The following is a 20,543-nucleotide window of genomic DNA, read 5'->3' on the forward strand; positions in this document are numbered from 1 at the left end:
GAAGGACACCGCCACACTGGAAACGCCGAACCACCGGAAGGCCCGCCACACTGGAAACGCCGAACCACCGGAAGGCCCGCCACACTGGAAACGCCGAACCGCCGGAGGGCCCCGCTGCGCGCGAGACGCGGAGACCGTCGGGCGGTCCGGTGGGGGCGCGGCGGCTCGCTCGGCGGAAGTGGGCGATCAGGGCCGCTAGCATCGGGGCGTGCGAGCAGACGAGGGGCGAGAGCGGGCAGGCGTGCGCACGGAGGAGCCGGTCACGATCCTCACCGTCGCCAGGGAGGCGGGGGTGTCGAAGACGACGGCCTCCGACGCGCTGCGCGGCTCCGGGCGAGTTTCGGAGCGCACCCGGGAGGCGGTCGCGCAGGTCGCCGAGCGGCTCGGCTACGTGCCCAACGGCTCGGCCAGGCACCTGCGCAAGGCCAGCACCGGCACCATCGGCCTGCACGTTCCCGAGGTCCTGACCCGCTCCTCGTACTACATGTCGTTCGTGTTCGGCGTGGTGGAGCAGGCGGCGCGGCATGACTACGACGTCACGCTGATCACGTCCGGCCAGCGCCGCTCACGGCCGCCGCGCGTGGACGGCCTCGTGCTCGGGGACCCGCTGGGAGGCGACCCCGTGGTGGAGAGCCTGATGGCGACGGGCCTGCCGACGGTCTCGTGCGAACGCTTCCCCGGCTCCCGGCAGGCGGACGGCGTGGTGTGGTCGGAACACGCCTCGATGCTGGGCCGCCTCCTCGACCACCTGCGCGAGTCGGGCGCGTCACGGCCGGCGCTCATCGTGGCCGGGGACGAGAGCGACTGGGCGGCCAGCGTGCACCGGGGCTACCTGAAGTGGTGCGCGGCACACGGGGTGGTGCCGCTGGTGCGACGGGTGTCCTTCGACGCCTCGGGCGACGAGGTCCGTGCCGCCGCCCGCGCCCTCCTCGACGCCGCCGGGGGTTCCGGCCGAGGCGCCGGCCTAGGGGCTGAGCAGGACGACGACCGCTCCACCGGCCGAAGCGCCGAGCAAGGCGACGGACGCTCCACCGGCCGAAGGTCTGAGCAGAACGACGACCGTCCAACCGACCGAAGGGCCGAGCAGGGCGACGACCGTCCAGCCGGCCGTGGGGTCGAGCGGGGTGATGGCCGGTCCATCAGCCGGGACGCCGGTCAGGGGCTGGATGAGGCGGGGGCGGCCTTGGGGCGGGGCGGGGATGGGCCTTTGGATGCCCTGGTGTGTGCGCCGGCCGGGGCGGCGACCGAGGTGGCGCCGCTGCTGCGGGAGGCCGGCGTGAACGTGCTGCTCGCCTCGTGCGTCGACAGCGCCGCCACCCGCCAGTCCGATCCGCCGATCACCGCGATCGACCTGCGACCGAAGGAGGCGGGGGCGAGTTGCGCGGAGTTGCTGTTCGAGCTGCTGTCCGGGGCCGCGCCCCTGGGCACGGAGCGCGTACACCCGATAGAGCTCTCCATCCGCGCCTCGACCCGCCCCCGCCCGTAGCAGCGGCTCAGCCGAAGTTGACGTCGCTGCAGAAGTAGAACGACTGGTCCATGTGCGAGGCCTGCCAGATCGTGTAGATCACGTGACGGCCGGTGCGCGAGCCCTTGCTGATGTTGTTGATCATGTACACGTCACCGGGCGCGTACTTGGGGGTCGTGCGGACCAGCTCCAGGTGGTTCCAGCCCAGGGGCGTGGTGAGGGCGTTGTAGCCCTGGCGGGTGATGTAGACCCTGATGTAGTCCGCACCATGCCTGGCCTGGTCGTTCAGGCGGATGTTGAAGGTGCTGCCGGTGAGGTTCGCCATCGTCCAGGCCCCTGGCTTGTCCATGGAGCGGTAGCGGCCGCCTTCGGTCAGGCCGGCGCTGCACAACTGGCCGTTGGGGATGACCGCCTCATGGTTGCCGGCGACCCCGTTGCGGTAGAGGCCGTTCCAGTTCCACATGGCGTTGGTGTTGTCCTGCCACGCCTGCCAGCACATGGGGTCCTGCTGCTGCATGGCGGGGTTCTGGAAGTCGTTGCCCCAGCGCAGCCAGCAGCCGTAGTTGCGGGAGGCGGGGTCGACGACCGAGCCGTGTGCCGAGGCGGACTCGGCCAGGGGGACGGCGAAGATCATCGCCGTTGTCAGCAGCACCGCGAGGGCGCGCCGCGCCCAGCGGTGGGGTCCGGCTTGGGGCATAGTGCGATCTCCGTGTTCCGGTCGGGGGGTTCCGGGAAAGGGGAGCACTCCGCGACGCGACCGTATCTGACCCCGCAAGTACACACAAATGACGGGCTATGTCAGCTCATGGTCATCGCTCCGCACACCCAGGTCGGCGTGCCGGATGAGCAGCGGAAAGGGCTTTCCCACCAACCCGGCAGATTGACTGAAACTTTCAGTTATGTCCGATCCGGAGGGGATGTAGCAATATGCGATCGACCCAGAACTAAAAGTGATGAGAATGGGGGAAGTAGCACGTGAGCGAGGGCAAGGTTCCCGATACTTGGTGGGTGACCGCAATGGCGACGACCGAACCGACCACGAGGCGCGAGATTGTCCTTCCTGCGCCGCCGTACACGGTCGACGACCTGCTCGAGTTCCCCGACGACGGGAACCGCTACGAGCTCTTCAACGGGAGCCTACTGGCAAGCCCTGCCCCCTCTAAGCTGCACCAACTTGCTGTCACCCAACTACTGCTCATCCTCGCCGGTGCAGCGCCGCCTGAGCTGAAGGTCCTCTCGACAGTCAATCTCCGGATCAGCGACAAGGACTCCTACATCCCTGACCTTGTCGTCGTGCCCAAAGACTCGATACACACCGACCCTCTCATGTTCTCGCCCGAAGAGATCCTGCTCGCGGCGGAGGTGGCCAGCCCGAGCACCAAGACGAAGGACATGATCCTCAAAACGCATCAGTATGCGGCTGCGGGCATCCCCAGCTATTGGCGGATCGAGACAGATGAAGGGCCCACACTCTACGTCCACGAACTCAACGGCAACAGCTATGACCCGCCAGTTGACTACAAGGCCGGTACCGTCGTAAGCCTGACGACGCCGTTCCCGGTTAGTTTCGACCCTGCCGAACTGGTAGGCGACTAACGGCGCCCACCTGGAGCGGTGGTGAGCCAGAGGCGGAGTAAGTGGCGGCGGCGGGACGGCTCGGGGTGGTCCTCGTAGGCGGTGCGGCTGTGCAGGGTCACGTGGTTGTTGAGAAACTGCAGGTCGCCGGGCCGGAAATCCATGGTGAGCGTGAAGCGGGGATCGTTGGTCAGGTCGTCGAGGAGGGACATGGCCTCCTCCTGCGCCCGGGTGAAGGGCGGCACGGTGGCGCCGCGCTGGGCAGAGCGTAGGTAGTCGGGGCCGTACGCGATGGACACCCCACCCTCAGGGCGAGCCGCGCAGATCGGCTTGGTGTAGAAGCTGTCGGGGCCGTCGCCGGTGCGGCGGTCGTGCCACCACGGCTCGTAGAGGACCTCGGCCAGGTCAGGCCGGGTGCGCACGACCTCGTTGTGCACCGCCACGGAGCTGACGACGGCGCTGAGCCCGCCGGATTTCGCCGGGCGGACGCAGAGCAGGGCCACGACATCGGTCGGGTCGCTGTGGTAGCCGAGCCGGCCGCTGTGCTGGTAGCTCTTGGTCCGCGCATGGGACGGGTCGGCGCCGGTGTCGCGTACGTGCATCAGCGGCGCTCCCTCCGGGGGCTGCGGGACGATGCCGCCCACGTGGGAGGCGAGGCCGAGGGCGGCCGTCTCGCACTGGCGCTCGCTCAGCCCTTCGACGGGCACCCCCTGGATCAGCGCGAAGCCGCGGCCGTGCGTGAGCTCGTCGCGCACCCGGCGCAGGACGGGGCCGAGCGTCGGCAGCCGGAAGCTCTCTCGCGACACCTCGCTCCCCGCCGCAAGCACTTCCTGCCGGCGTGCCTCCGTAACCTCACTCCCCGCTGCGTGCACTTCCCGCCGGTGCGCCTCCGTGACCTCGCTCCCCGCCGCAAGCGCCTCCTGCCGGCGTGCCTCCGTGACCTCGGTCCCCACCGCATGCACGGCGGCGAGCACCTCCTGCCGGTGGGCCTCCGTGAGCCGGATCCGCCAGCTGTCGTCGCCTCTCAGCTCCGACCCCAGCCACTCCCCCGGGCCCAGCACCTCCGCCACCGCCATGGCGTGACACCACCTCTCGATCGGCAGACCGTTCGAGAATCACCTTGCCCTTCCGGATCGCCCCGGGCAGCCCCGCATCGCCCACGGCATAACGTCTTCACCCAGGGCGGAACTCGTCGGACGGCGTCGCCCGGGCTGCCAGTGAGGTGTAGACGGTCACCTCGTCCGGCTGGACCAGCCCGTCCTGGATGGCGCAGATGAGGAGTTTCTCCTTGGTCGGCGCGGGGCGGCCGGCGGCGGCGTACTTGACCCTGGCGCGGTCGATGTACTGGCGCACGGTGCGCTCCTTGATGCCCATCCTGGCCGCCACCGACGCCTTCGACATCGACTGGAACCAGAAAAGCAGCGCCGCCCGCTCCTTGTCGGACAACTGCGGCCGGTGCGGGCCCTCGTCCGTGGCGATCGCCTGGGCCATGGGCGGCGTGACGGACGGCCGGTCGGCCGCCACCTCCAGGATGGTCTCCAGGCAGGACTCCCGGGTGGCCCGGCCCTTGCCGATGAACGCCGAAGCCCCCGCGTCCAGCACCGCGCGCACCGTCTCCGGCTCCTCGTGCTCGGAGAAGACGATGACCCGCTGGCCGCCCGCGCACAGCTCGGCGACCCGGTCCACGACCATGGTGCCGTTGAGATTGAGATCCAGCAGGAGCACGTCGGCCTGCACGCCCCGTACGGATTCGATGGTCGGCCCCTGCGCGACCAGCTCCACCGGGCTCGGCGGCCCGAACCACGACCTCACGCCGTCCACCACCACCTGATGGTCCTCCACCAGGGCGACCGTCACGCGTCCCGCCGCTCCGCCGGCGGGCCCTCCCAGATGCTGTTGACCCATACCTCCCCTCCCTGCCGCTGATAGGTGACGACGACCCCGCTCGGCTCCCGTACCGGGGTGGCGCTGACGGGCAGGTCGTCGTTGTCGGCCACGACGGCCACGCTCACCATTGTGGACATCGCGGACACCGTGACCCTGGCTCGCGACCTCGCCCCGTCCAGCGCCCGTACGGGTGCTCTGAGCAGATCCTCCCGTACGCCGTCCGGCAGCGCGGGCATGCGCTCCCCGAACGGCGGCGCCGTCACCAGGACCTGGCGCCGCTCGGCCGCGTCGATGCGCTCGCGCAGCACCGAAACCAGCTCGTCCGGTACGTCCTCCCGCTCCGTGATGAGCCGCCGCAGCCGCATGGCCCCGGCCGTGCAGTCCTCGCGTACGCGGGGATCCCCCGGGTCGGCCCCGTCGGCGAGCTGTTCGAGCAGCGTCTCCGCCACGTCACGGATCGCGGCGTAGCGGCGGATCCGGTCGGCGTGGATGCGCTGGGCGGACTCCCGCCAGGCGTCGTCGGCGGCCAGCCGGCGGGCCAGCAGCGCGGCGTCCTCGGCGCGGACGCGCAGCGTGTGGCAGCCCGCCGCGTAGCCGAGCTGAAGCGTGATGCTCCCCACCATGACCATGAGGTATTTGGCGATGGAGACCCGGTCGTCGGTCCCCGTCACGATCATCGCCGTCAGCATGATCCCGGCGTTGAGCGCGAGGAACGCGATCAGCTCGCGCCGCCAGGCCGGCCGGTTCCACAGGAGCAGGACGCCGACCCAGCCCACCGAGCCCCATCCCCAGTCGCTGGGGCCGAGCAGGTCCTCGGGGCGGCAGGACACGATCACCGCGATGTCCGCGGCCAGCACGACGGCGGCCAGCACGCGGGCCCTGGCCGGCCCCTCGAACGCCGTGACCAGCGATCGCGCCGCGATCACGACGACCGCCGTGTAGGCGATCCAGGCCACCGCCACCAGCCACGGCCAGCGGAAGGCCGGCCAGCCCGAGACGGTGACGGTGAGGTCGTAGCCGGTGTGCCAGACCGCGGTGATCACGACCGCGCCGATCGCGGTGTAGCGGGCGTACCGCTGCGCCACCTCTTCGATGTCATCGGTCATGGCCGCCCCCAACGCCGCGAGCCGCCCCCCGGGCCGCAGATGCCGCCGGTCATGGCCGCCACCACAGGCTCACCCGGGTGCCCTGGTCGCCGGACCGGATGTCGGCGCCCGCGTTCGGGAGCGAGCGCATCGTGTCGAGGATCGACCCGCGCACGCCGAACCTGTCGGACGGCACCCGTTCCATGTCGAAGCCGCCTCCCGCGTCCGCGACCTCCACCCTGATCTCGCCGTCGGACCGGCTGGAGACCAGCTCGGCCTCGCGCACCCCGGCGTGCAGCGCCACGTTCGCCAGCGCCTCGGTGACCGCGCGGGCGAACCGCTCCGCGACCTCCCCCGGCACCGTCTCCGGCGTCAGCCGCCTGCGGACGTCCAGCCCCGTCACCCGCCCGGCCACCTCGTCGAGCAGGGCGTCCAGGGCGATGGGCGCGGACTCGGCGCTCGGCCGGTCGCGCAGCTTCTCCAGCGCCGCCAGGTCGGCCACCGCCTGCCGGCGCAGGGTGGGCGAGGGCTTGTCGTACGTGCCCAGCCCGACCATCGTCAGCGTGTGCAGCGATGTCTCGTGGACGCTGCCGACCTGGCGCAGCTCGTCCTCGCGGCGCAGCCGCTCGACGATGAGCGCGATCTCGGCGCGCGCGCTCTCCCGCAGGAACGCGTCCGCCGAGGCGGCGGAGCGGCGCAGCAGTGTCATCAGCAGCGCGATGCAGAGGATCTGCACGAGGTGGATCCCCAGTGTGCCGGCCACCTCCTGGTACGGGGCCGCCAGCCGCATCCCGGCCAGGTACGCCCCCGCCACGACGAGCCCGACGGACACGGCCACCCACGGCCGCCACGTGACCCCCGATACGACGATGGTCATCGTGACCAGCCCCGCGATCCAGCTCGACCCGCCCTCGAGCGCGGCCCCGCCGACGAGATGGCCCTGCGCGAGGCAGAGGGCGACGGTGATGACCGCGTCACCGGCCACCAGCCAGGCCGGAAGCCGCCGGCCGCGCCAGGCCACCCACAGGAACAGCCCTGTCCACACCAGGTCGACCGCGAGCGCGGGCGCCAGCCAGGCGACGGACACCGGTGGAACGGCGCCGAGGGTCGCGGCGACGATCGCCACGAACCCCACCACACCCCGTGCCCCCGCACCGGTGCGCGCGATGGTCCGCTCCATGTGCCTGGTCGCGGAGTCGTATCTCGTGGAACCGGGGAGAGACATGAGCCGCCCGCTCGCGATGACAGCACAAGACGGGCTTCACAATAACGTAAGAGTGTCTGTGTGGCGCCGGGTGGAGACATGGATCGCATCGTCATTTCCCTCGTGCCGGCTCTGCTCGCGGTGTTGACCGCCTCTCCGCACCCTCGCTCCCCGCGCGTCCTGCGGCACGACGGCTGATCGGCCGTCATTCGCTACGACGGCCGATCAGCCGTCAGTCGCGTCCGCTCGGCAGCGCGTGTACTGGGCTGCGGGTCGCGACGATGCGATGAGAGGGGACCTCATGACCTTGCTGGTGATCTCGATCCTGGTCGGCTGCCTGTCGGTGATGACGGCCCGCGGCCGCCGGGGGAACTGGCCGCCCGGCATGCCGGTGGCCCGGCCGCGCCTGGTGGCGGTGGGGGGCACGTACGAGGGCTCGCGCGGGCGGCCGTCGGACGCGTACGTCATCCAGGAGCGGCTGGTCGCAGCGGCCCGCGGCGCGGCCGGCGGCGGGGCGGCCCACGCGGCCGCGGCCCTGGCCCTGGGCGCCGTGGTCGGCGCCAGGCCGAAGTACCAGGAGAACCTGGACGAGTGCGCACAGGCGGCGCATCGCGCCGTGCGGACCGCGTCCCTGCGCGGCGGCGCGGGGTCCGCCCTGGTCACCAGCCTGGACGTGATCGTCCTCGAACCGGGCGAGAGCCCGCGCCTGCGCTTCGCGCACGTCGGCGACGGCGCGATCTGGCACTGCCCGAAGGGCGGGCGACCCCAGCCGCTCACCACGTCGCACTCCTTCGGCGACGGCCCGCCGTTACGCGGGATCGGCTTACCCTCAGAGCTCAACCCCGAGGTCGGCGCCGTTCCGCTCCGTCCTGGCGACCGCGTCGTGGTGGTCACGAGCGGCGCGATCAGGGCGCTGGGGGCGGCGCGCATGAAGGAGCTGGTCACCGGGGGGATGTCGCCGAGCGCGTGCCTGGACCGGCTGTACGACGAGATGGCCGCGGCCGACCCCAAGGACGACGCCACGGTGATCATCGCCGACTACGCCACCGCCTGAGACGTCTGCCCGGGCCGGGATCCGGCTAGGCAGAGATCCCGGAGGCTTCTACGCTCCGGTTGTGGCGGACATCAGCTACTTCGACGCGTGGCAGCTGTGGCTCCAGGGCAGGCCCACCATCGGCTCCGACCTGTTCGGCGTCCCGATGCTGTGGTGGGGACGCACCGGAAAGATCCTCTCGTTCGTCGCCGGCACCGTGGTCATCATCGACCTGGTCGGGGTGGAGAAGCTCGCCCGGTACGGTGAACGCCTGGTGGGGTTCATGGCCGCCCGGATCACCGTGCGCCCGTTCATCGTCGGCCTTTTCGCAGGGATGATCGCGGCGGCGTTCACGGTCGTCGTCACCGGGCCGATGGGCAATGACTCCCAGCTGCGGTACGGGCTCGTGCTGGCGGTCGGCAGCGTGAGCGGCGGGCTGGCGGGCGTCATCGGCTACGCGCTCCAGCATCCCAAGTTCGCTCCGGCGGCGCGGTGGGCGTCCCTGGGGCTGTTCTTGATCGGCTTCCACTTCGACCTGCTGGCCTCATAGCCGCGCTCATGGGCCGATGATCCTGGTCGGAAGCGCCGGTCTCGCGTCCGTCCAGCCGGAGGCGGTCAGGGCGGTCCACGAGGTCAGTGCGTGTTCGCCCCGTTCCTCCGCGGCCAGCAGGCGGCCCGAGATCTCGTCGATGACGATCCGCCGGCCGCTGCCCGACAGCTCGATGCCCGTCCCGGCGCGTCCGATCGGGTCGGTGGTCGCCCCGGTGTTCCGCATGCGCGGCACGTCCGCCAGCACGCGGTAGAGCGCGGCCCGCAGCCGGGGAGTCGTCGGAAGTTGCGAGAGCAGGCTGGTGGCCTGCGTGTACAGGGACTCGTCGTCGGCCCGCTGACCACTTCTCCGGGTCCACCCCTGGAGCACCTGCCGGAGCTTCGCCACGTCGGTCGGCAGGTTCATGACCTCCTTCGTGGTGACGTGGGTGGATCCCACCTGGGGATAAGAGACTTCAGGAGCGAGCTCGTCGTCGAGTCGTACGGCGAACGGCGGCGACGGCACCACACCTCCCACACCGGGAACGCCGGGCCCCTCGCAACCGCCGAGCCGGTACGCTCCCTGCCGCCGCCAGGTCTCCTCGTCGGCCTCGGTGAGCGGCTTCCCTGACTGGGCGGTGACCACGAGCCAGCTGGGATCCCGACCCGACTTCGCCATCCAGACCTCGTGGGTGCACGTGACCCGGTAGTCGACCAATCGAGGCTCCATGCCGGCGGGCGCCTGTGCTTCCGCCCCGACAGCCATGCTCTGACCGATGGTGTGCCAGTACCGGCCGGTCGCCGGGTTCGCGTTCTCGATGCGATCCGCGGCGGCGAGCAGCACCGTACGGGCGGGCTCCAGGGAAGGCGTAGCGCCCTCGCTCCGGACCAGGACGACGGCCGCGACCGCGACGGCCGTCGCGACGGAGGCGAGCCGGAAGGCGGTCAAGAGGCGCGGCCGCCTGCGGCCGGGCTCCGCCGGCGCCTCGGCGGCCGCCTTGACCAGCAGGTCGTCGGCGGACACGCTCGATCCGCGGTCCAGCGAGGCCGGTCGCGCCATGGTGAGCAGGCGCATCGCGTCGGGCTTACGGCTCATCGGGGTCCCCTCCCTGGAACGGTCACGGGCTTTCGGGATGTGGCGGTGTCGGTGGTGTCGGTAGTGTCGGTGGTGTCCGGGGCGTCGACCGCCGACTGCAGCCGGCGGCGCGCCCGATGCAGCCGGACGAAGAAGGCGGCTCTGGTGCAGCCCAGCACCTGGGCCGCTTCGGCGGTGGACAGGCCGTGCCAGGTGGTCAGGGTCAGGATCTCCTTGTCGTCGTCGGACAGGGTGGCCAGCGCGCGGAGCACGGTGAGCCGCTCGGTGGCGTGTTCGCCCACGTCGGCGACGGCCTCCGTGATCCACGTGCGCAGCTCGGCCTCCAGGGATTCGCGGCGGGCGGCCTGCCGGAAGTTGTCGCGCAGGATGTTGCGGGCGACGCGGAAGAGCCATTGCAGCTGTGCCTGGTCGGGGATGTCGTCGAGACGCCGCCAGGCGACCAGGAAGGTCTCGCTGACCACTTCCTCCGCGAGTTGGTGCCCGGCTCGGCCGGCCGCATAGCCGTACACCCGCGCTTGGTAGGTGTTGTAGAGCACGGTGAAGCGCTCATGTCGGTTGGGCAAGCCCGTTCCTTCGGTCGGGATCACGTCTTTCATGGCGTATGTGGTCCGAAGGAAGGGTTTCTTACATCCCCGGCTCAAGATCGTGAGCGTGACCGTACCGCACGGCATCAACCCCGATGTCCCGCATTCGGCCCGCGTCTACGTGGCCGACCGCCGGACCTCGGCACGGGCATCCTGACCCAGGGCGACACCCACGAGGTCGCGCAGGCGCCGGACGCCCGGGACGGGGGCGGATCTCCCGCTCCTTCGACGGGTTCGACCTGGTGGAGCCGGGGCTCGTGGCGGTCTCGGAGTGGCACCGCACGCCGCTCTTCGCCGACCCGGCGACCTGGATGTACGCCGGGGTGGGCCACAAGCGCTGACCTCCGCCGACGCCGAACCCTGAGAGCGAGCTGTGGACCCAGCGCGAGCCGCCGCAAGGCGGTTTAAGGTTCAAGCAGTGGAACGACGCGCGGACGGGACGGCGGAGTGTGAGCACAACGGTGGAGACCGGGCGGGCCAAGGAGGGCGGCTCCCCTGCTCCCGGAAAGCGGCGCAGGCGGTGGCTCGCGTGGACGGTCGTCGCGCTGCTGGCCCTGTGGGCCGTCATCAGGGTCGCCGGCATGGAGGGCGGCTCGTTCGTGACCCAGCTCATGACCGTGACCCCCATCGGGGCCGGGCTGGCGGCGCTGACCGCGATCCTGTCCCTGCTCAGGCGCAACCGCCCGGCCGCGCTCGCCGCGGCCCTCGTCTGCGCGGTGCTGGTGTCGGTCGTGACGCCGCGGGCCTTCAGTGCTGAGCAGCCGCCCGCGAAGGGCGCGCCGCTGCGGGTGCTGTCGGTCAACCTGTTCGGCCGCGGTGACGCGCAGACCGTCGTCGACCTGGTACGCAGGTTCGACGTCGAGGTGTTCAGCGCCCTGGAGCTCACCCCGGCCGAGGTCGAGCGCCTGGACGCGGCCGGGCTGAAGCAGCTCCTGCCTTACCGGGTGCTGCAGGCCGACTTCGGCGCCACCGGCAGCGGCATCTTCTCCAAGCATCCGGTGACGGAGCTGACCGGCCTGTTCACCCCGATCGGCCACAACATGCCCGCCGCCACCGTGGCGCTGCCCGGCGGCGGCAAGGTCGAGTTCGTGGCCATCCACCCCAATCCGCCGCTCGGGCGCATGGAGGCGGAGTGGAAGGCCTCCCTGCGCGCGCTGCCCCCGGCCTCGCCGTCGGCGATCCGGGTGCTGGCCGGCGACTTCAACGCCAGCCTCGACCACCGTGCCTTCCGCGACCTGCTCGACCGCGGTTACGTGGACGCGGCCGACCAGGTGGGCAAGGGCCTGATCCCGACCTGGCCGAACGGCCGGGCCGTGCCGCCCGTCATCTCCATCGACCACGTCCTGGCCGACCGGCGGGTGGCCGTGAACCGGGTCGAGATCGTGGACGTGCCCAGGACCGACCACCGCGGTGTCTTCGCCGAGCTGCGCCTGCCCTAACCGGCCCGGCGGGCCGGCGTCTCGCAGGTGGTGAGCCGCCGCTTCGAGCCGAGCACGACGGTCTCGCCGGTGAGCCGGACGGCGGCCCGCAGCGGCAGGTCCTCGGCGGAGGGCCCGGCGGACAGCACGATCGTCCCAGGCTCGACGATGCGCCGCAGGTCAGGACCGGTGTACGAGAACGCGTCCGCGGGCACGCCGAACGCCACCGCCCGCTCCTCCCCCGGCTCCAGCGCCACCCTGGCGAACCCGATGAGCTGCACGACGGGCCTGGCGACCTGCGCGACCGGGTCGGAGGCGTAGAGCTGCACGACCTCCTCCGCCGGCCTGGCACCGGTGTTGCGCACCTTCACCAGGGCCTCGACCGAGCCGTCGGTGGGGCACTCGGCCGCGTCCGTCGTCATGGCCACGTACTCGACGGCCGAGTACGACAGGCCGTGCCCGAAGGCGTACGCCGGCGTGGGGTCCAGCACCGTGATGCCTTCCGCCCTCCTCCCCAGGGGCGGCTGGAGGTAGGTGGACGGGCTGATCGGCGGCGTGCCGGGGATCTGCACCGGCAGCCGCCCCGACGGGTTGACCCGCCCGCTCAGCACGCCCGCCACCGCGGCCGCGCCCTCCACGCCGGGGAAGAACGCCTGGACCAGCGCGGCCACCCGATCCTTGTAGGCGCCGAGCGCGTACGGCCGGCCCGAGACCACGACGAGCACGGTCGGCGTGCCGGTCGCGAGGACCGCTTCGACCAGGTCGGGCTGGAGTCCGGGAAGCCGCAGGTCGGCCGCGTCGCAGCCCTCGCCCGACGTGCCCCCGCCGAACAGTCCGGCCCGGTCGCCGACGAACACGAGCGCGAGATCCGCCTCGGCCGCGACCTCGGCGGCCCCGGGGATCCCCGACGCGTCGTCGCCCGACACCTCGGCGCCGAGGCAGTGGCGCACCTCGGCGTAGGGGAACTCCAGCGCGAGGCTCTCCCTGATGGACGGGATGGGCAGGCCCATGCCGTGCTCCGGGTAGCGGTCGAGCACGTGGTTGGGGAAGGCGTAGCAGCCCATGAGGGTGCGCGGGTCGTCGGCGCACGGCCCGATGACGGCGAGCCGGGCGGTCGTGCCGGGGCCGATCGGCAGCAGGCCGTCGGGGTTGCTCAGGAGCACGATGGAACGTTCCGCGATCTCGGCGGCTATCCCGCGGTTGCGCGGGCTGTCCAGATCGACGTCGTCCGCGCCGTCGGGGACGAGCGGGCCGCCGTCCAGCAGGCCGAGCTCGATCTTCTGGCGCAGGACCCGGCGTACCGACTCGTCGACCAGCGCCTCCTCGACGTGGCCCGCGCGGACCTTCGCGACCAGGTGCGCGCCGTACGACACCGTCTCGGGCAGCTCCACGTCGACGCCCGCCCGCAGCGCCACCTCCCCGGCCGCGGCGTCGTCCTCGGCCACCCGGTGCGTGGAGGCGAGGAACGGGACGGACCAGTAGTCGGACACCACGGTCCCGTCGAACCCCAGCTCATCCCGCAGCAGCCGCCGCAGCAGGTCGGCACTCGCCCCGACCGGCACGCCGTCGAGGTCGGTGTAGGAGCACATCACCGAACGCGCGCCGCCCTCGTGCAGCGCGACCTCGAACGGCGGGAGGATCACGTCGGCGAGCTCGCGCGGCCCGATGCTGACGGGGGCGTGGTTGCGGGCCGCCCGCGAGGCCCCGTACCCGGCGAAGTGCTTCAAAGTGGCGATGATCCCGGCGTTTTCCAGCCCGCGCACGTAGGCCGCGCCGATCCGGCCCACCAGGTACGGGTCCTCGCCCAGGGACTCCTCGACCCGCCCCCAGCGGTAGTCGCGTACGACGTCGAGCACCGGCGACAGGCCCTGGTGCACGCCCGCGGCCCGCAGGTCGCCGCCGATGGCCGCGGCCATGCGCTCGACGAGCTCCGGGTCGAACGTGGCCGCCCAGGCCAGCGGCGTCGGGTACGCGGTCGCCCCGAACGTCGCGAACCCGGTCAGGCACTCCTCGTGGGCGATGGCCGGGATGCCGAGCCGGTTCGACGTGACCACCAGCTCCTGGAGCTTGCGCAGCCGGGCCGCGCCCTCGGCGGCGGACAGCGGGGCGGTGCCGTACACGCGGGTGAGGTGCCCGAGCCCGTGGGCCAGCTGCTCGTCCAGACCTTCGGTCTTGTCGAAGCGGTCCTGCATGGGCGCCACGTTGCCGTGCTCGGGCCCGTTCTGCAGCCAGACGGAGCCGAGCTGCGCGACCTTCTCCTCCAGCGTCATCTCCGCGAGGAGGGACTCGACCCGTTCGCCGACCGTCCGCGCGCTGTCCCGCCAGGGTGCCAGACCCGGCGCGTTCACTGATGTCATGGCCTTCCTTCTGAAACCTTCGAAAGCTCATTCCGATCATTGAATTCGGACTCTAGGTGCCCACCGCAAAAGCCGTCAAGAATATTTCGATAGCTCGCCGAAACTTTCGGACTACAGCGTTATCAAGCAAAATTGCGAGAAATCCGGCCACGCTCCCGCGCAGGCACACTGGCCAGGTCAGCACCCCAGGACGCGCTCGGAAAAGATCGAGCGAGGGTCACCGCAACGGCAGGCGACTGTCACCAGAAGGCTAGCCCGAAAATGTGTTCGAGCGTGGAATCGTCGTCATGCCCCGGGACACCCCCGGGGCCGCCGACAGCGAAGGGAATGCCTTGCCCGTTCTGAGATCCTTACGCGTGGCCGCGCTCGCGCTGGTGAGCGCCGCCGCGCTCGTCCTGCCCGCCTTACCCGCCCAGGCCACGGGTCCCGACGTGGTCGTCCGGTGGAACCAGACGCTGCTCACCGCGGTGCGCACCGGCACGCTGGGGCCGCCGCTCGTGGCCAGGGCGCTGGCAATCGTGCACACCTGCGCCTACGACGCGTGGGCCGCCTACGACGCGGTCGCCGTCGGCACCCGGCTGGGCGGCTCGCTGCGGCGGCCCGCGGCGGAGCGCACCGATGCGAACAAGGCCAAGGCCGTCAGCTTCGCCGCCCACCTGGCGGCGGTCGACCTCTATCCGGCGCAGCGGGCCACGTTCGACGCGCTGATGACCGACCTGGGCTACGACCCGGCCGACACGTCGAGCGTCCCGGCGCAGACCGGCGTCACCGCGTGCCAGGCGGTGCTCGACTACCGCCACACCGACGGCTCCAACCAGCTCGGCGGCTACGCCGACACCACCGGCTACTCGCCCGTCAACGCCCCCGTGGTGGTGGCCGACCCGCTGACCTCGCTCAACGATCCCGGCCGGTGGGCGCCGCTGACGTTCGTCAACCGGGCCGGGGCGACGGTCACGCCGCCGTTCCTCGCGCCGCACTGGGGCCAGGTGGCCTCCTTCAGCGGCACCGCCCGCGGCCTCGCCGACGCCGTGCCCCCGCCGTACGCCTACGGCTCGTCCGGCTTCCGCACGCAGGCCGCCGAGATCGTGTCCATCACGGCCGCGCTGACCGACCGGCAGAAGTCGATCGCCGAATACTGGGCCGACGGCCCCAGCAGCGAGACGCCGCCCGGCCACTGGAGCCTGTTCGCGCAGCAGATCTCGGCGCGCGACCACTACGGTCTCGACCAGGACGTGAAGCTGTTCTTCGCGCTGGCCAACTCGGTCATGGACGCCGGGATCGCCTCGTGGGAGGTCAAGCGCGACCACGACTCGGGCCGCCCGATCACCGCGATCCGGTTCCTGTACAAGGGGCAGCAGATCCCGACGTGGGGCGGCCGGACGATCGACGGGGCCACGTGGGTGCCGTTCCAGGTGCCGACGTTCCCGACGCCGCCGTTCGCCGAGTACGTCTCGGGGCACAGCACGTTCAGCGGGGCGGCGGCCGAGGTGCTCAAGCGCTTCACCGGCGGCGACGCGTTCGGCGGGCAGGCCGTGGTGGCGAAGGGCTCGTCGCTGGTGGAGCCCGGGGTGACGCCGGCGCAGGACGTGACGTTGCGCTGGCCCACGTTCACCGCCGCGGCCGACGAGGCCGGGATGTCGCGCCGGTACGGCGGCATCCACTTCCGCCTGGGTGACCTGCAGGGCCGCGCCCTCGGCCGCGCGGTCGGCACGGCGGCCTGGGACCGCGCCAAGGCGTACTGGACCGGCCGCGGCTGACGTCCGCCCCATGACAGACGCACCACCACGGAGGCGCCCGCTCCACTGCGCTGAGAGCGGGCGCCTCTTCGTGCGGCGGGACGTCAGGCCACGTTCTCCTGGGCCAACCGGTTGAGCGTCTCGAGGTCGAACGAGCCCGCCTTGACCGCCGTGGTGAACGACTCCCAGTCGCGGCGCGGTACTTCCAACACCGCGTCCGGGTTGTCGACGTGAATGAGCTCCACGTGGTCGTTGATCCGCTTGGCCTCGACGCGGCCGGCGACTTGACTCATACGCACTCCTTCCAGTGCCCTGCGGGGATTCCACCCCGGCCACCCGTTCGCAGGAGGACCGGGGCGGATGCGGGAAGCCTTGCATCCCGAGGGGCGACCCGGCCACTGGGCCGGGGACGAGGGAGGTTGGAAGAACCCACTCACAGGAGGCGATCTCTTGACCCGGGGCGCAAGATTGCCGACCCTCAGGGCGCACCAGTGGCCAGTGATGGACAAGTGTCTGTTAGAGCCTTTTAAGTGAGAAGTTAGTGGAGGGGCGTAAGTTCTCGATAAATCACAGCACAGCACCACAAAGAGGACACATCATGAACGTGACCCCAGAGCGGCGGACGCGCGTCCCGGAAAGCCGGAGCGTTCGCATCACGTAGAAGTTGATCATCCCGCTTGCGGACGTTTCGAGCATTCTCGAAGCATTCCTCCGGAGATGTCTTCCCTGTCTACAGTCCTACCTGTGGGGGCCCAAGTAACACGCACCAAGGTGTGGAGCGAGCTGCGCGTGAGCTCCACTCCTCAGCTCTATATCTCCGTCTCGCCCAACCTGACCGTCCTCGCCATGATCGCCGACGCCCTCGCCGGCCGCCGCCGCGGCCTGCCCGAGCTCTGGCGGCGGGCGATCAGCTCGCGCGTCGGCCCGCTGGGCCACGAGGCCGTACGCCCGCTGGCCGCACCCGGCCACTCCGTCGCGCCGGACATCCTGGTGCCGCACACGCCCATCGGCCAGGACGTCTCCATGCAGGCCCAGATCAGCGCCCTGCACGACACGCCCCCTGACCACCTGATCAGGGACCTCGAGCAGGCGTTCGGCCCGGGGCCGCTGCCCGCGCACTGGCGGGCGGCCGCCGAGCGGCCGGCCCGCTGGCTGCTCGGCTACGCCGGCGCCTTGGCCGACGTCTGGAACACCACCGAGCCCCTGTGGAAGCGCGGCCGCCCGCTGCTGGACAGGGAGATCGAACGGGTCGGCGTCGCCACCGTGCGCGGCGGCCCGGAGCTGCTGCTCGGCGCGCTCAGCGACCGCCTCGTGTACGGCGAGCACGGCCTGCTCGTCCCGGACCTCGAACCCGGCACGTTCGAGCTGGGTGACCGCAAGATCGTCCTGGTGCCGATGCTGGCCGGCAAGGATGCCCTGATCCTCAGCATGGACAGCCCGGAGGCGGTGTGGATCGCCTACCCCGTGCGCGGGGCGGACTCGTTGTGGCGCAAGCCCCTCGCGCCGGCGGTGGACGAGCTGTCGGCGCTCGTGGGGCCGGTCCGCGCGGACCTGCTGTGCGCGCTCGACCAGCCCATGACCATGTCGATGCTGGCCACGGACATGAAGATCGCGCCCAGCGGCCTCACGTACCACTGCGACCGGCTGCGGGCCGGGCGGCTGATCACGCGCGAGCGCCGCGGGCGCGAGGTGTGGATCGCCCGCACCCATCGGGCGGACGAACTGCTGGAGCTGTTCCGGCGTTGACGGGAAGGAGCGGAATGCTCAAGTTCCAGCGCGACGCGCTGGCCACGTGCGCCGAGGCGGCCGGTGCGGCGTCCGGCGCGTTCTCGGGGATCAAGGGCCAGGCGCCGGGCGCGACGGCGTTCGGGAACGTGTCCGGATCCGCGGCCATGGCCACGGCGGCGGCCGACCTGGCACGGGTCTCCGAGCTGGCGGCGAGGACCCTGGGCGGCCGGCTGGAGGCGGTCGAGCGCACGCTCGACGCCGTCCGGAGCACGGTCATCGAGGCCGATGGCGGCGCGGTTCGAGCATGAGCCCGCTCGACGAGGTCAGAGCCGCGCCTGGTGGCGCGGAGCTGGCCGAGCTGGCCGCCAAGGTGATCGGCGACCCGGGCGGGATCGCCGCGTCGGCGAACGCCTGGCGCACCGCCGCCGGCACCGGTCAGCGGCACAGCGAGGCGATTCGCACCGCGACCGCCGGCGTGGGCGGCGCGTGGCAGGGCGGCAGCGCGGACGCGTTCACCGGCTACATGGGCCAGGTGGTGCGCTGCGGCGACGGGCTGCGGCAGGCGCTGCAGGAGTGCGCGGGCCACCTCGACGCCGCCGCGAGCACCCTGCGCTCGGCAGAGTCGCGGGCGCTGGAGACCTGCCACGCCTACGCCGCCGCCGCGCAGGAGGTGCGGGGCCGCGAGCCGCGGCCCACCGAGGAGCAGGTCACCCAGAGCCTGAAACCCGCGCTCGACCAGGCTCGCGGCACGCTGCAGCAGCTCGTCGCCGACACCGGCACGGTCCTGTCCGACACGGCGGGAAAGATCCAGAAGGCGCTCGGCACGATCCCGGACGTCGCCGCCGAGCTGGGCGAGCCGGACGCGCAACCCTTCGCCCCCCGCGCGGGCAAGCCGCTCGGCTGGTCGCCCGCGCAGCAGGGCCCGGGCACGACCGCGCTGGCCGCGACCACGGGCTCGTCGGGCGCCGGGTTCGGCGGGTACGGCACCAGCGGCCCGCCCCCGCCCGGCGGCGGGCCCGCTCCTCCAGCGGAGATCGCCGGCTGGATCAGCCAGGCCATCGAGATCCTCAAGGCCAACGGCTACCCGGTCGAGAAGATGAACGTCAACGACATCTACACGATCATCCGGCACGAGTCCGGCGGCAATCCGAACAGCATCAACACCTGGGACTCCAACGCGGCCAGAGGCACGCCGTCCAAGGGGCTGATGCAGACGATCGACCCCACCTTCCAGCGGTGGAAGCTGCCGGGACACGACAACGTCTGGAACCCGGTGGACAACATCATCGCAGGCGTCCGGTACGCCATCGCGACCTACGGCTCGGTCTCGAACGTGCCCGGCGTGGTCGGGATGAAGACCGGCGGCAGCTACCGCGGCTACTGACCCGCGGCCTGCTGCCCCCTCCCTTCGAGCACGGGCTTGGCGGCCCTGGCCGGGTCGAGCACCGGCCCTTCGGGGATGAGCTGGAGCACGTTGGCGGGCACCGGGGTGGCCTGGCCGGGGGCGTAGCCGAGCTTGGCCAGCACGTCGGTGCCGGGCACGGCGTAGCGGCGGCCCTCGGCGGTGACCAGGTAGTAGGACTGGACCGCGTTCAGTTGCCCGTCGCCGGGCAGGACGCCGGCCAGCACCGCCCTGCCCGGCGGCAGGCGTACCAGGTCGGTGGCGTCGCCGCGCGGCTCGGGCAGCTTGGCGCCGGTGGTGAGCCGGACGCGGGTGGATCCGGTGCCCGTGTCGGCGTAGACGACGCAGATGGCACCGGCCGGGTCGTAGGCGGTCATGCGTGGCATGACCGCGGGCAGGCCGTCGGCGGGGACGGCGGTCCGCGAGTGGGGGGCGGCGTTGGCGGAGGCCGCGTCGACGGCGATCTCCCTGACCGCGCCGCCGCCGTAGGCCGCCCTGCTGTCGGGGTCGCTCAGCAGCAGCGTGGCCTGGGTCTGCGTGATGGGGGCCAGTCCGTCGTCCAGCAGCACGTACCAGCGGTCCTCGCCGCCGGCCACGCCGCCCGCGCGGAAGACCTGCCCCACGGCCGCCGTCCTGCCCCCGGGCCCCGCCACCGGCCGGCCGCGCCCGCGGACGTCGGGCGCGGCCAGGTCGGGCCCTTCGGGCAGCGCGTTCAGCCAGGCCACGGGCACGGCGGCGGGGACGGCCGAGGTGAGCCCGCGGGCGATGCCGGTGGGGACGCGCATGCGGGCGCCCCGCCAGATCGCCCACCGCTGGCCGCCCACGTCGACCAGCAGCGCGTTCCCCTCCGCGAGCGGCGTGCCGCCGAGGTCGCGCCCGGCGACCAGCGTCACGTACGGCTTGCGCCCGGTCGGTTCGGCGCGCTCCTGGACGCAGGCCGCCCAGGGGCCGCGGGCCAGGTTCGCGGGGCCGGGCAGCGAGTCGGGGGCCTCGGGGATGCCGATGAGGGCGCCGCGCTCGTACTTGGCCAGCGCCTCCCGCGCGACGACGCGCTCCTTGACGTCCTGGGAGGCGAGCACGAGGCGGGCGGAGGCGTAGTTGGCGACGGGGATGAGCCGGCGCTGCTCCTGGCTGTAGACGAACCTGGCGCCGGTCTCGCGCTCGATGATCAGCGTGCCGGGCTCCTCCAGCGCCTTCGTGCCGCCCGGGCGCAGCAGGCCGAAGACCGCGAAGCCGACGCAGAGCAGGACCGCGACCATGATGCCGGCGAGGAAGCCGATGTTCTGGCGGCGGAGCGGCCATTCGGGCTGGTTCGGCTGGGCCCGCAGGAGCGCCAGGCCGATCCGCTGAACGGTGAGGCGGTACGCCTGATAAAGGTCGCGCTGGCTGTGCAACTCCCGCCCCTTGGATCACATGACTCCCCTACTTAACCCAATTTATCGGGA

The 20,543-nt window shown here is 71.9% G+C and carries 19 protein-coding genes; 9 read left to right on the forward strand and 10 right to left on the reverse strand.

The window, feature by feature from the left end; translation table 11 throughout:
• Positions 1-208: 208 nt before the first annotated feature.
• Positions 209-1,486, forward strand: coding sequence for a substrate-binding domain-containing protein (locus ABZX61_RS38065; protein WP_355201163.1), 1,278 nt, complete (start codon positions 209-211; stop codon positions 1,484-1,486).
• A 7-nt stretch (positions 1,487-1,493) separates the two neighbouring features.
• Here ABZX61_RS38065 and ABZX61_RS38070 read toward each other — a convergent pair whose 3' ends face one another.
• A complete protein-coding gene (locus ABZX61_RS38070) occupies positions 1,494-2,162 on the reverse strand; it encodes a lytic polysaccharide monooxygenase (protein ID WP_355201164.1) in 669 nt (222 codons plus the stop codon).
• 278 nt (positions 2,163-2,440) lie between these two features.
• Between ABZX61_RS38070 and ABZX61_RS38075 the strand changes: the two genes are divergently transcribed.
• Complete coding sequence (locus ABZX61_RS38075) at positions 2,441-3,061, forward strand: Uma2 family endonuclease (protein WP_355201165.1); 621 nt, start codon at positions 2,441-2,443, stop codon at positions 3,059-3,061.
• Here the strand turns inward: ABZX61_RS38075 and ABZX61_RS38080 are convergent.
• From ABZX61_RS38080 to ABZX61_RS38095, 4 genes are all read right to left on the reverse strand, one after another.
• A complete protein-coding gene (locus tag ABZX61_RS38080; protein WP_355201167.1) occupies positions 3,058-4,116 on the reverse strand; it encodes a TauD/TfdA family dioxygenase in 1,059 nt (352 codons plus the stop codon). The two genes, ABZX61_RS38075 and ABZX61_RS38080, sit on opposite strands and share 4 nt — an antisense overlap.
• Before the next feature lie 97 nt (positions 4,117-4,213).
• Positions 4,214-4,897, reverse strand: coding sequence for a response regulator (locus tag ABZX61_RS38085; RefSeq protein WP_355201169.1), 684 nt, complete (start codon positions 4,895-4,897; stop codon positions 4,214-4,216).
• Positions 4,894-6,033, reverse strand: a complete 1,140-nt coding sequence (locus ABZX61_RS38090; RefSeq protein ID WP_355201170.1) for a hypothetical protein — start codon at positions 6,031-6,033, stop codon at positions 4,894-4,896. Before ABZX61_RS38090 ends, ABZX61_RS38085 begins: the two co-directional genes overlap by 4 nt.
• A gap of 49 nt (positions 6,034-6,082) precedes the next feature.
• Positions 6,083-7,237: a hypothetical protein gene (locus ABZX61_RS38095; protein WP_355201172.1), complete on the reverse strand. Its 1,155-nt coding sequence runs from the start codon at positions 7,235-7,237 to the stop codon at positions 6,083-6,085.
• 280 nt (positions 7,238-7,517) lie between these two features.
• Between ABZX61_RS38095 and ABZX61_RS38100 the strand changes: the two genes are divergently transcribed.
• Together ABZX61_RS38100 and ABZX61_RS38105 are read left to right on the forward strand one after the other, a co-directional pair.
• Positions 7,518-8,270: a SpoIIE family protein phosphatase gene (locus ABZX61_RS38100; RefSeq protein WP_355201174.1), complete on the forward strand. Its 753-nt coding sequence runs from the start codon at positions 7,518-7,520 to the stop codon at positions 8,268-8,270.
• Between the two features lie 61 nt (positions 8,271-8,331).
• Positions 8,332-8,799: a hypothetical protein gene (locus tag ABZX61_RS38105; RefSeq protein WP_350733926.1), complete on the forward strand. Its 468-nt coding sequence runs from the start codon at positions 8,332-8,334 to the stop codon at positions 8,797-8,799.
• A gap of 6 nt (positions 8,800-8,805) precedes the next feature.
• Here ABZX61_RS38105 and ABZX61_RS38110 read toward each other — a convergent pair whose 3' ends face one another.
• Both ABZX61_RS38110 and ABZX61_RS38115 read right to left on the reverse strand, forming a co-directional pair.
• Positions 8,806-9,873 (reverse strand): CU044_5270 family protein, encoded by a 1,068-nt coding sequence (locus tag ABZX61_RS38110; protein WP_355201175.1) that lies wholly within the window; start codon positions 9,871-9,873, stop codon positions 8,806-8,808.
• Entirely contained in the window at positions 9,870-10,436 is a 567-nt protein-coding gene (locus ABZX61_RS38115; RefSeq protein WP_355201176.1) for a sigma-70 family RNA polymerase sigma factor, read from the reverse strand. Before ABZX61_RS38115 ends, ABZX61_RS38110 begins: the two co-directional genes overlap by 4 nt.
• 470 nt (positions 10,437-10,906) lie before the next feature.
• On the opposite strand from ABZX61_RS38115, the gene ABZX61_RS38120 reads away from it, so the two are divergent.
• Positions 10,907-11,896 (forward strand): endonuclease/exonuclease/phosphatase family protein, encoded by a 990-nt coding sequence (locus ABZX61_RS38120; protein WP_355201178.1) that lies wholly within the window; start codon positions 10,907-10,909, stop codon positions 11,894-11,896.
• Here the strand turns inward: ABZX61_RS38120 and ABZX61_RS38125 are convergent.
• Positions 11,893-14,232: a glycoside hydrolase family 3 N-terminal domain-containing protein gene (locus ABZX61_RS38125; protein WP_355201180.1), complete on the reverse strand. Its 2,340-nt coding sequence runs from the start codon at positions 14,230-14,232 to the stop codon at positions 11,893-11,895. The two genes, ABZX61_RS38120 and ABZX61_RS38125, sit on opposite strands and share 4 nt — an antisense overlap.
• A 332-nt stretch (positions 14,233-14,564) precedes the next feature.
• On the opposite strand from ABZX61_RS38125, the gene ABZX61_RS38130 reads away from it, so the two are divergent.
• On the forward strand, positions 14,565-15,989 hold the full coding sequence (locus tag ABZX61_RS38130) for a vanadium-dependent haloperoxidase (protein WP_355201182.1): 1,425 nt from the start codon (positions 14,565-14,567) through the stop codon (positions 15,987-15,989).
• Positions 15,990-16,072: 83 nt separating this feature from the next.
• On the opposite strand, the gene ABZX61_RS38135 is transcribed toward ABZX61_RS38130, so the two are convergent.
• Positions 16,073-16,261 carry a hypothetical protein gene (locus ABZX61_RS38135; RefSeq protein ID WP_350733938.1) on the reverse strand — a complete coding sequence of 63 codons (189 nt, stop codon included), beginning with the start codon at positions 16,259-16,261 and terminating at the stop codon, positions 16,073-16,075.
• A gap of 451 nt (positions 16,262-16,712) precedes the next feature.
• On the opposite strand from ABZX61_RS38135, the gene ABZX61_RS38140 reads away from it, so the two are divergent.
• From ABZX61_RS38140 to ABZX61_RS38150, 3 genes are read left to right on the forward strand one after another with little or no spacing between them, the layout of a single operon-like run.
• Positions 16,713-17,714, forward strand: a complete 1,002-nt coding sequence (locus ABZX61_RS38140) for a winged helix-turn-helix domain-containing protein (RefSeq protein ID WP_350733940.1) — start codon at positions 16,713-16,715, stop codon at positions 17,712-17,714.
• 14 nt (positions 17,715-17,728) lie between these two features.
• Positions 17,729-18,004, forward strand: coding sequence for a hypothetical protein (locus ABZX61_RS38145; protein WP_355201183.1), 276 nt, complete (start codon positions 17,729-17,731; stop codon positions 18,002-18,004).
• Positions 18,001-19,080 carry a transglycosylase SLT domain-containing protein gene (locus ABZX61_RS38150; RefSeq protein ID WP_355201185.1) on the forward strand — a complete coding sequence of 360 codons (1,080 nt, stop codon included), beginning with the start codon at positions 18,001-18,003 and terminating at the stop codon, positions 19,078-19,080. Before ABZX61_RS38145 ends, ABZX61_RS38150 begins: the two co-directional genes overlap by 4 nt.
• On the opposite strand, the gene eccB is transcribed toward ABZX61_RS38150, so the two are convergent.
• Entirely contained in the window at positions 19,074-20,492 is a 1,419-nt protein-coding gene (eccB, locus tag ABZX61_RS38155) for a type VII secretion protein EccB (protein ID WP_350733945.1), read from the reverse strand. The genes ABZX61_RS38150 and eccB overlap by 7 nt on opposite strands.
• Positions 20,493-20,543 lie beyond the last annotated feature (51 nt).

This window comes from Nonomuraea sp. NPDC003709 (assembly GCF_040610775.1).
Classification (GTDB): Bacteria; Actinomycetota; Actinomycetes; order Streptosporangiales; family Streptosporangiaceae; genus Nonomuraea; species Nonomuraea angiospora_A.

What these genes read in the sequence shown, in the direction of transcription:
- ABZX61_RS38125 (WP_355201180.1), bottom strand. Translation starts at nt 14,232, where the DNA reads ATGACATCAGTGAACGCGCCGGGTCTGGCACCCTGGCGGGACAGCGCG.
- ABZX61_RS38070 (WP_355201164.1), bottom strand. Translation starts at nt 2,162, where the DNA reads ATGCCCCAAGCCGGACCCCACCGCTGGGCGCGGCGCGCCCTCGCGGTG.
- ABZX61_RS38090 (WP_355201170.1), bottom strand. Translation starts at nt 6,033, where the DNA reads ATGACCGATGACATCGAAGAGGTGGCGCAGCGGTACGCCCGCTACACC.
- ABZX61_RS38080 (WP_355201167.1), bottom strand. Translation starts at nt 4,116, where the DNA reads ATGGCGGTGGCGGAGGTGCTGGGCCCGGGGGAGTGGCTGGGGTCGGAG.
- ABZX61_RS38100 (WP_355201174.1), top strand. Translation starts at nt 7,518, where the DNA reads ATGACCTTGCTGGTGATCTCGATCCTGGTCGGCTGCCTGTCGGTGATG.
- ABZX61_RS38095 (WP_355201172.1), bottom strand. Translation starts at nt 7,237, where the DNA reads ATGTCTCTCCCCGGTTCCACGAGATACGACTCCGCGACCAGGCACATG.
- ABZX61_RS38145 (WP_355201183.1), top strand. Translation starts at nt 17,729, where the DNA reads ATGCTCAAGTTCCAGCGCGACGCGCTGGCCACGTGCGCCGAGGCGGCC.
- ABZX61_RS38135 (WP_350733938.1), bottom strand. Translation starts at nt 16,261, where the DNA reads ATGAGTCAAGTCGCCGGCCGCGTCGAGGCCAAGCGGATCAACGACCAC.
- ABZX61_RS38110 (WP_355201175.1), bottom strand. Translation starts at nt 9,873, where the DNA reads ATGAGCCGTAAGCCCGACGCGATGCGCCTGCTCACCATGGCGCGACCG.
- ABZX61_RS38150 (WP_355201185.1), top strand. Translation starts at nt 18,001, where the DNA reads ATGAGCCCGCTCGACGAGGTCAGAGCCGCGCCTGGTGGCGCGGAGCTG.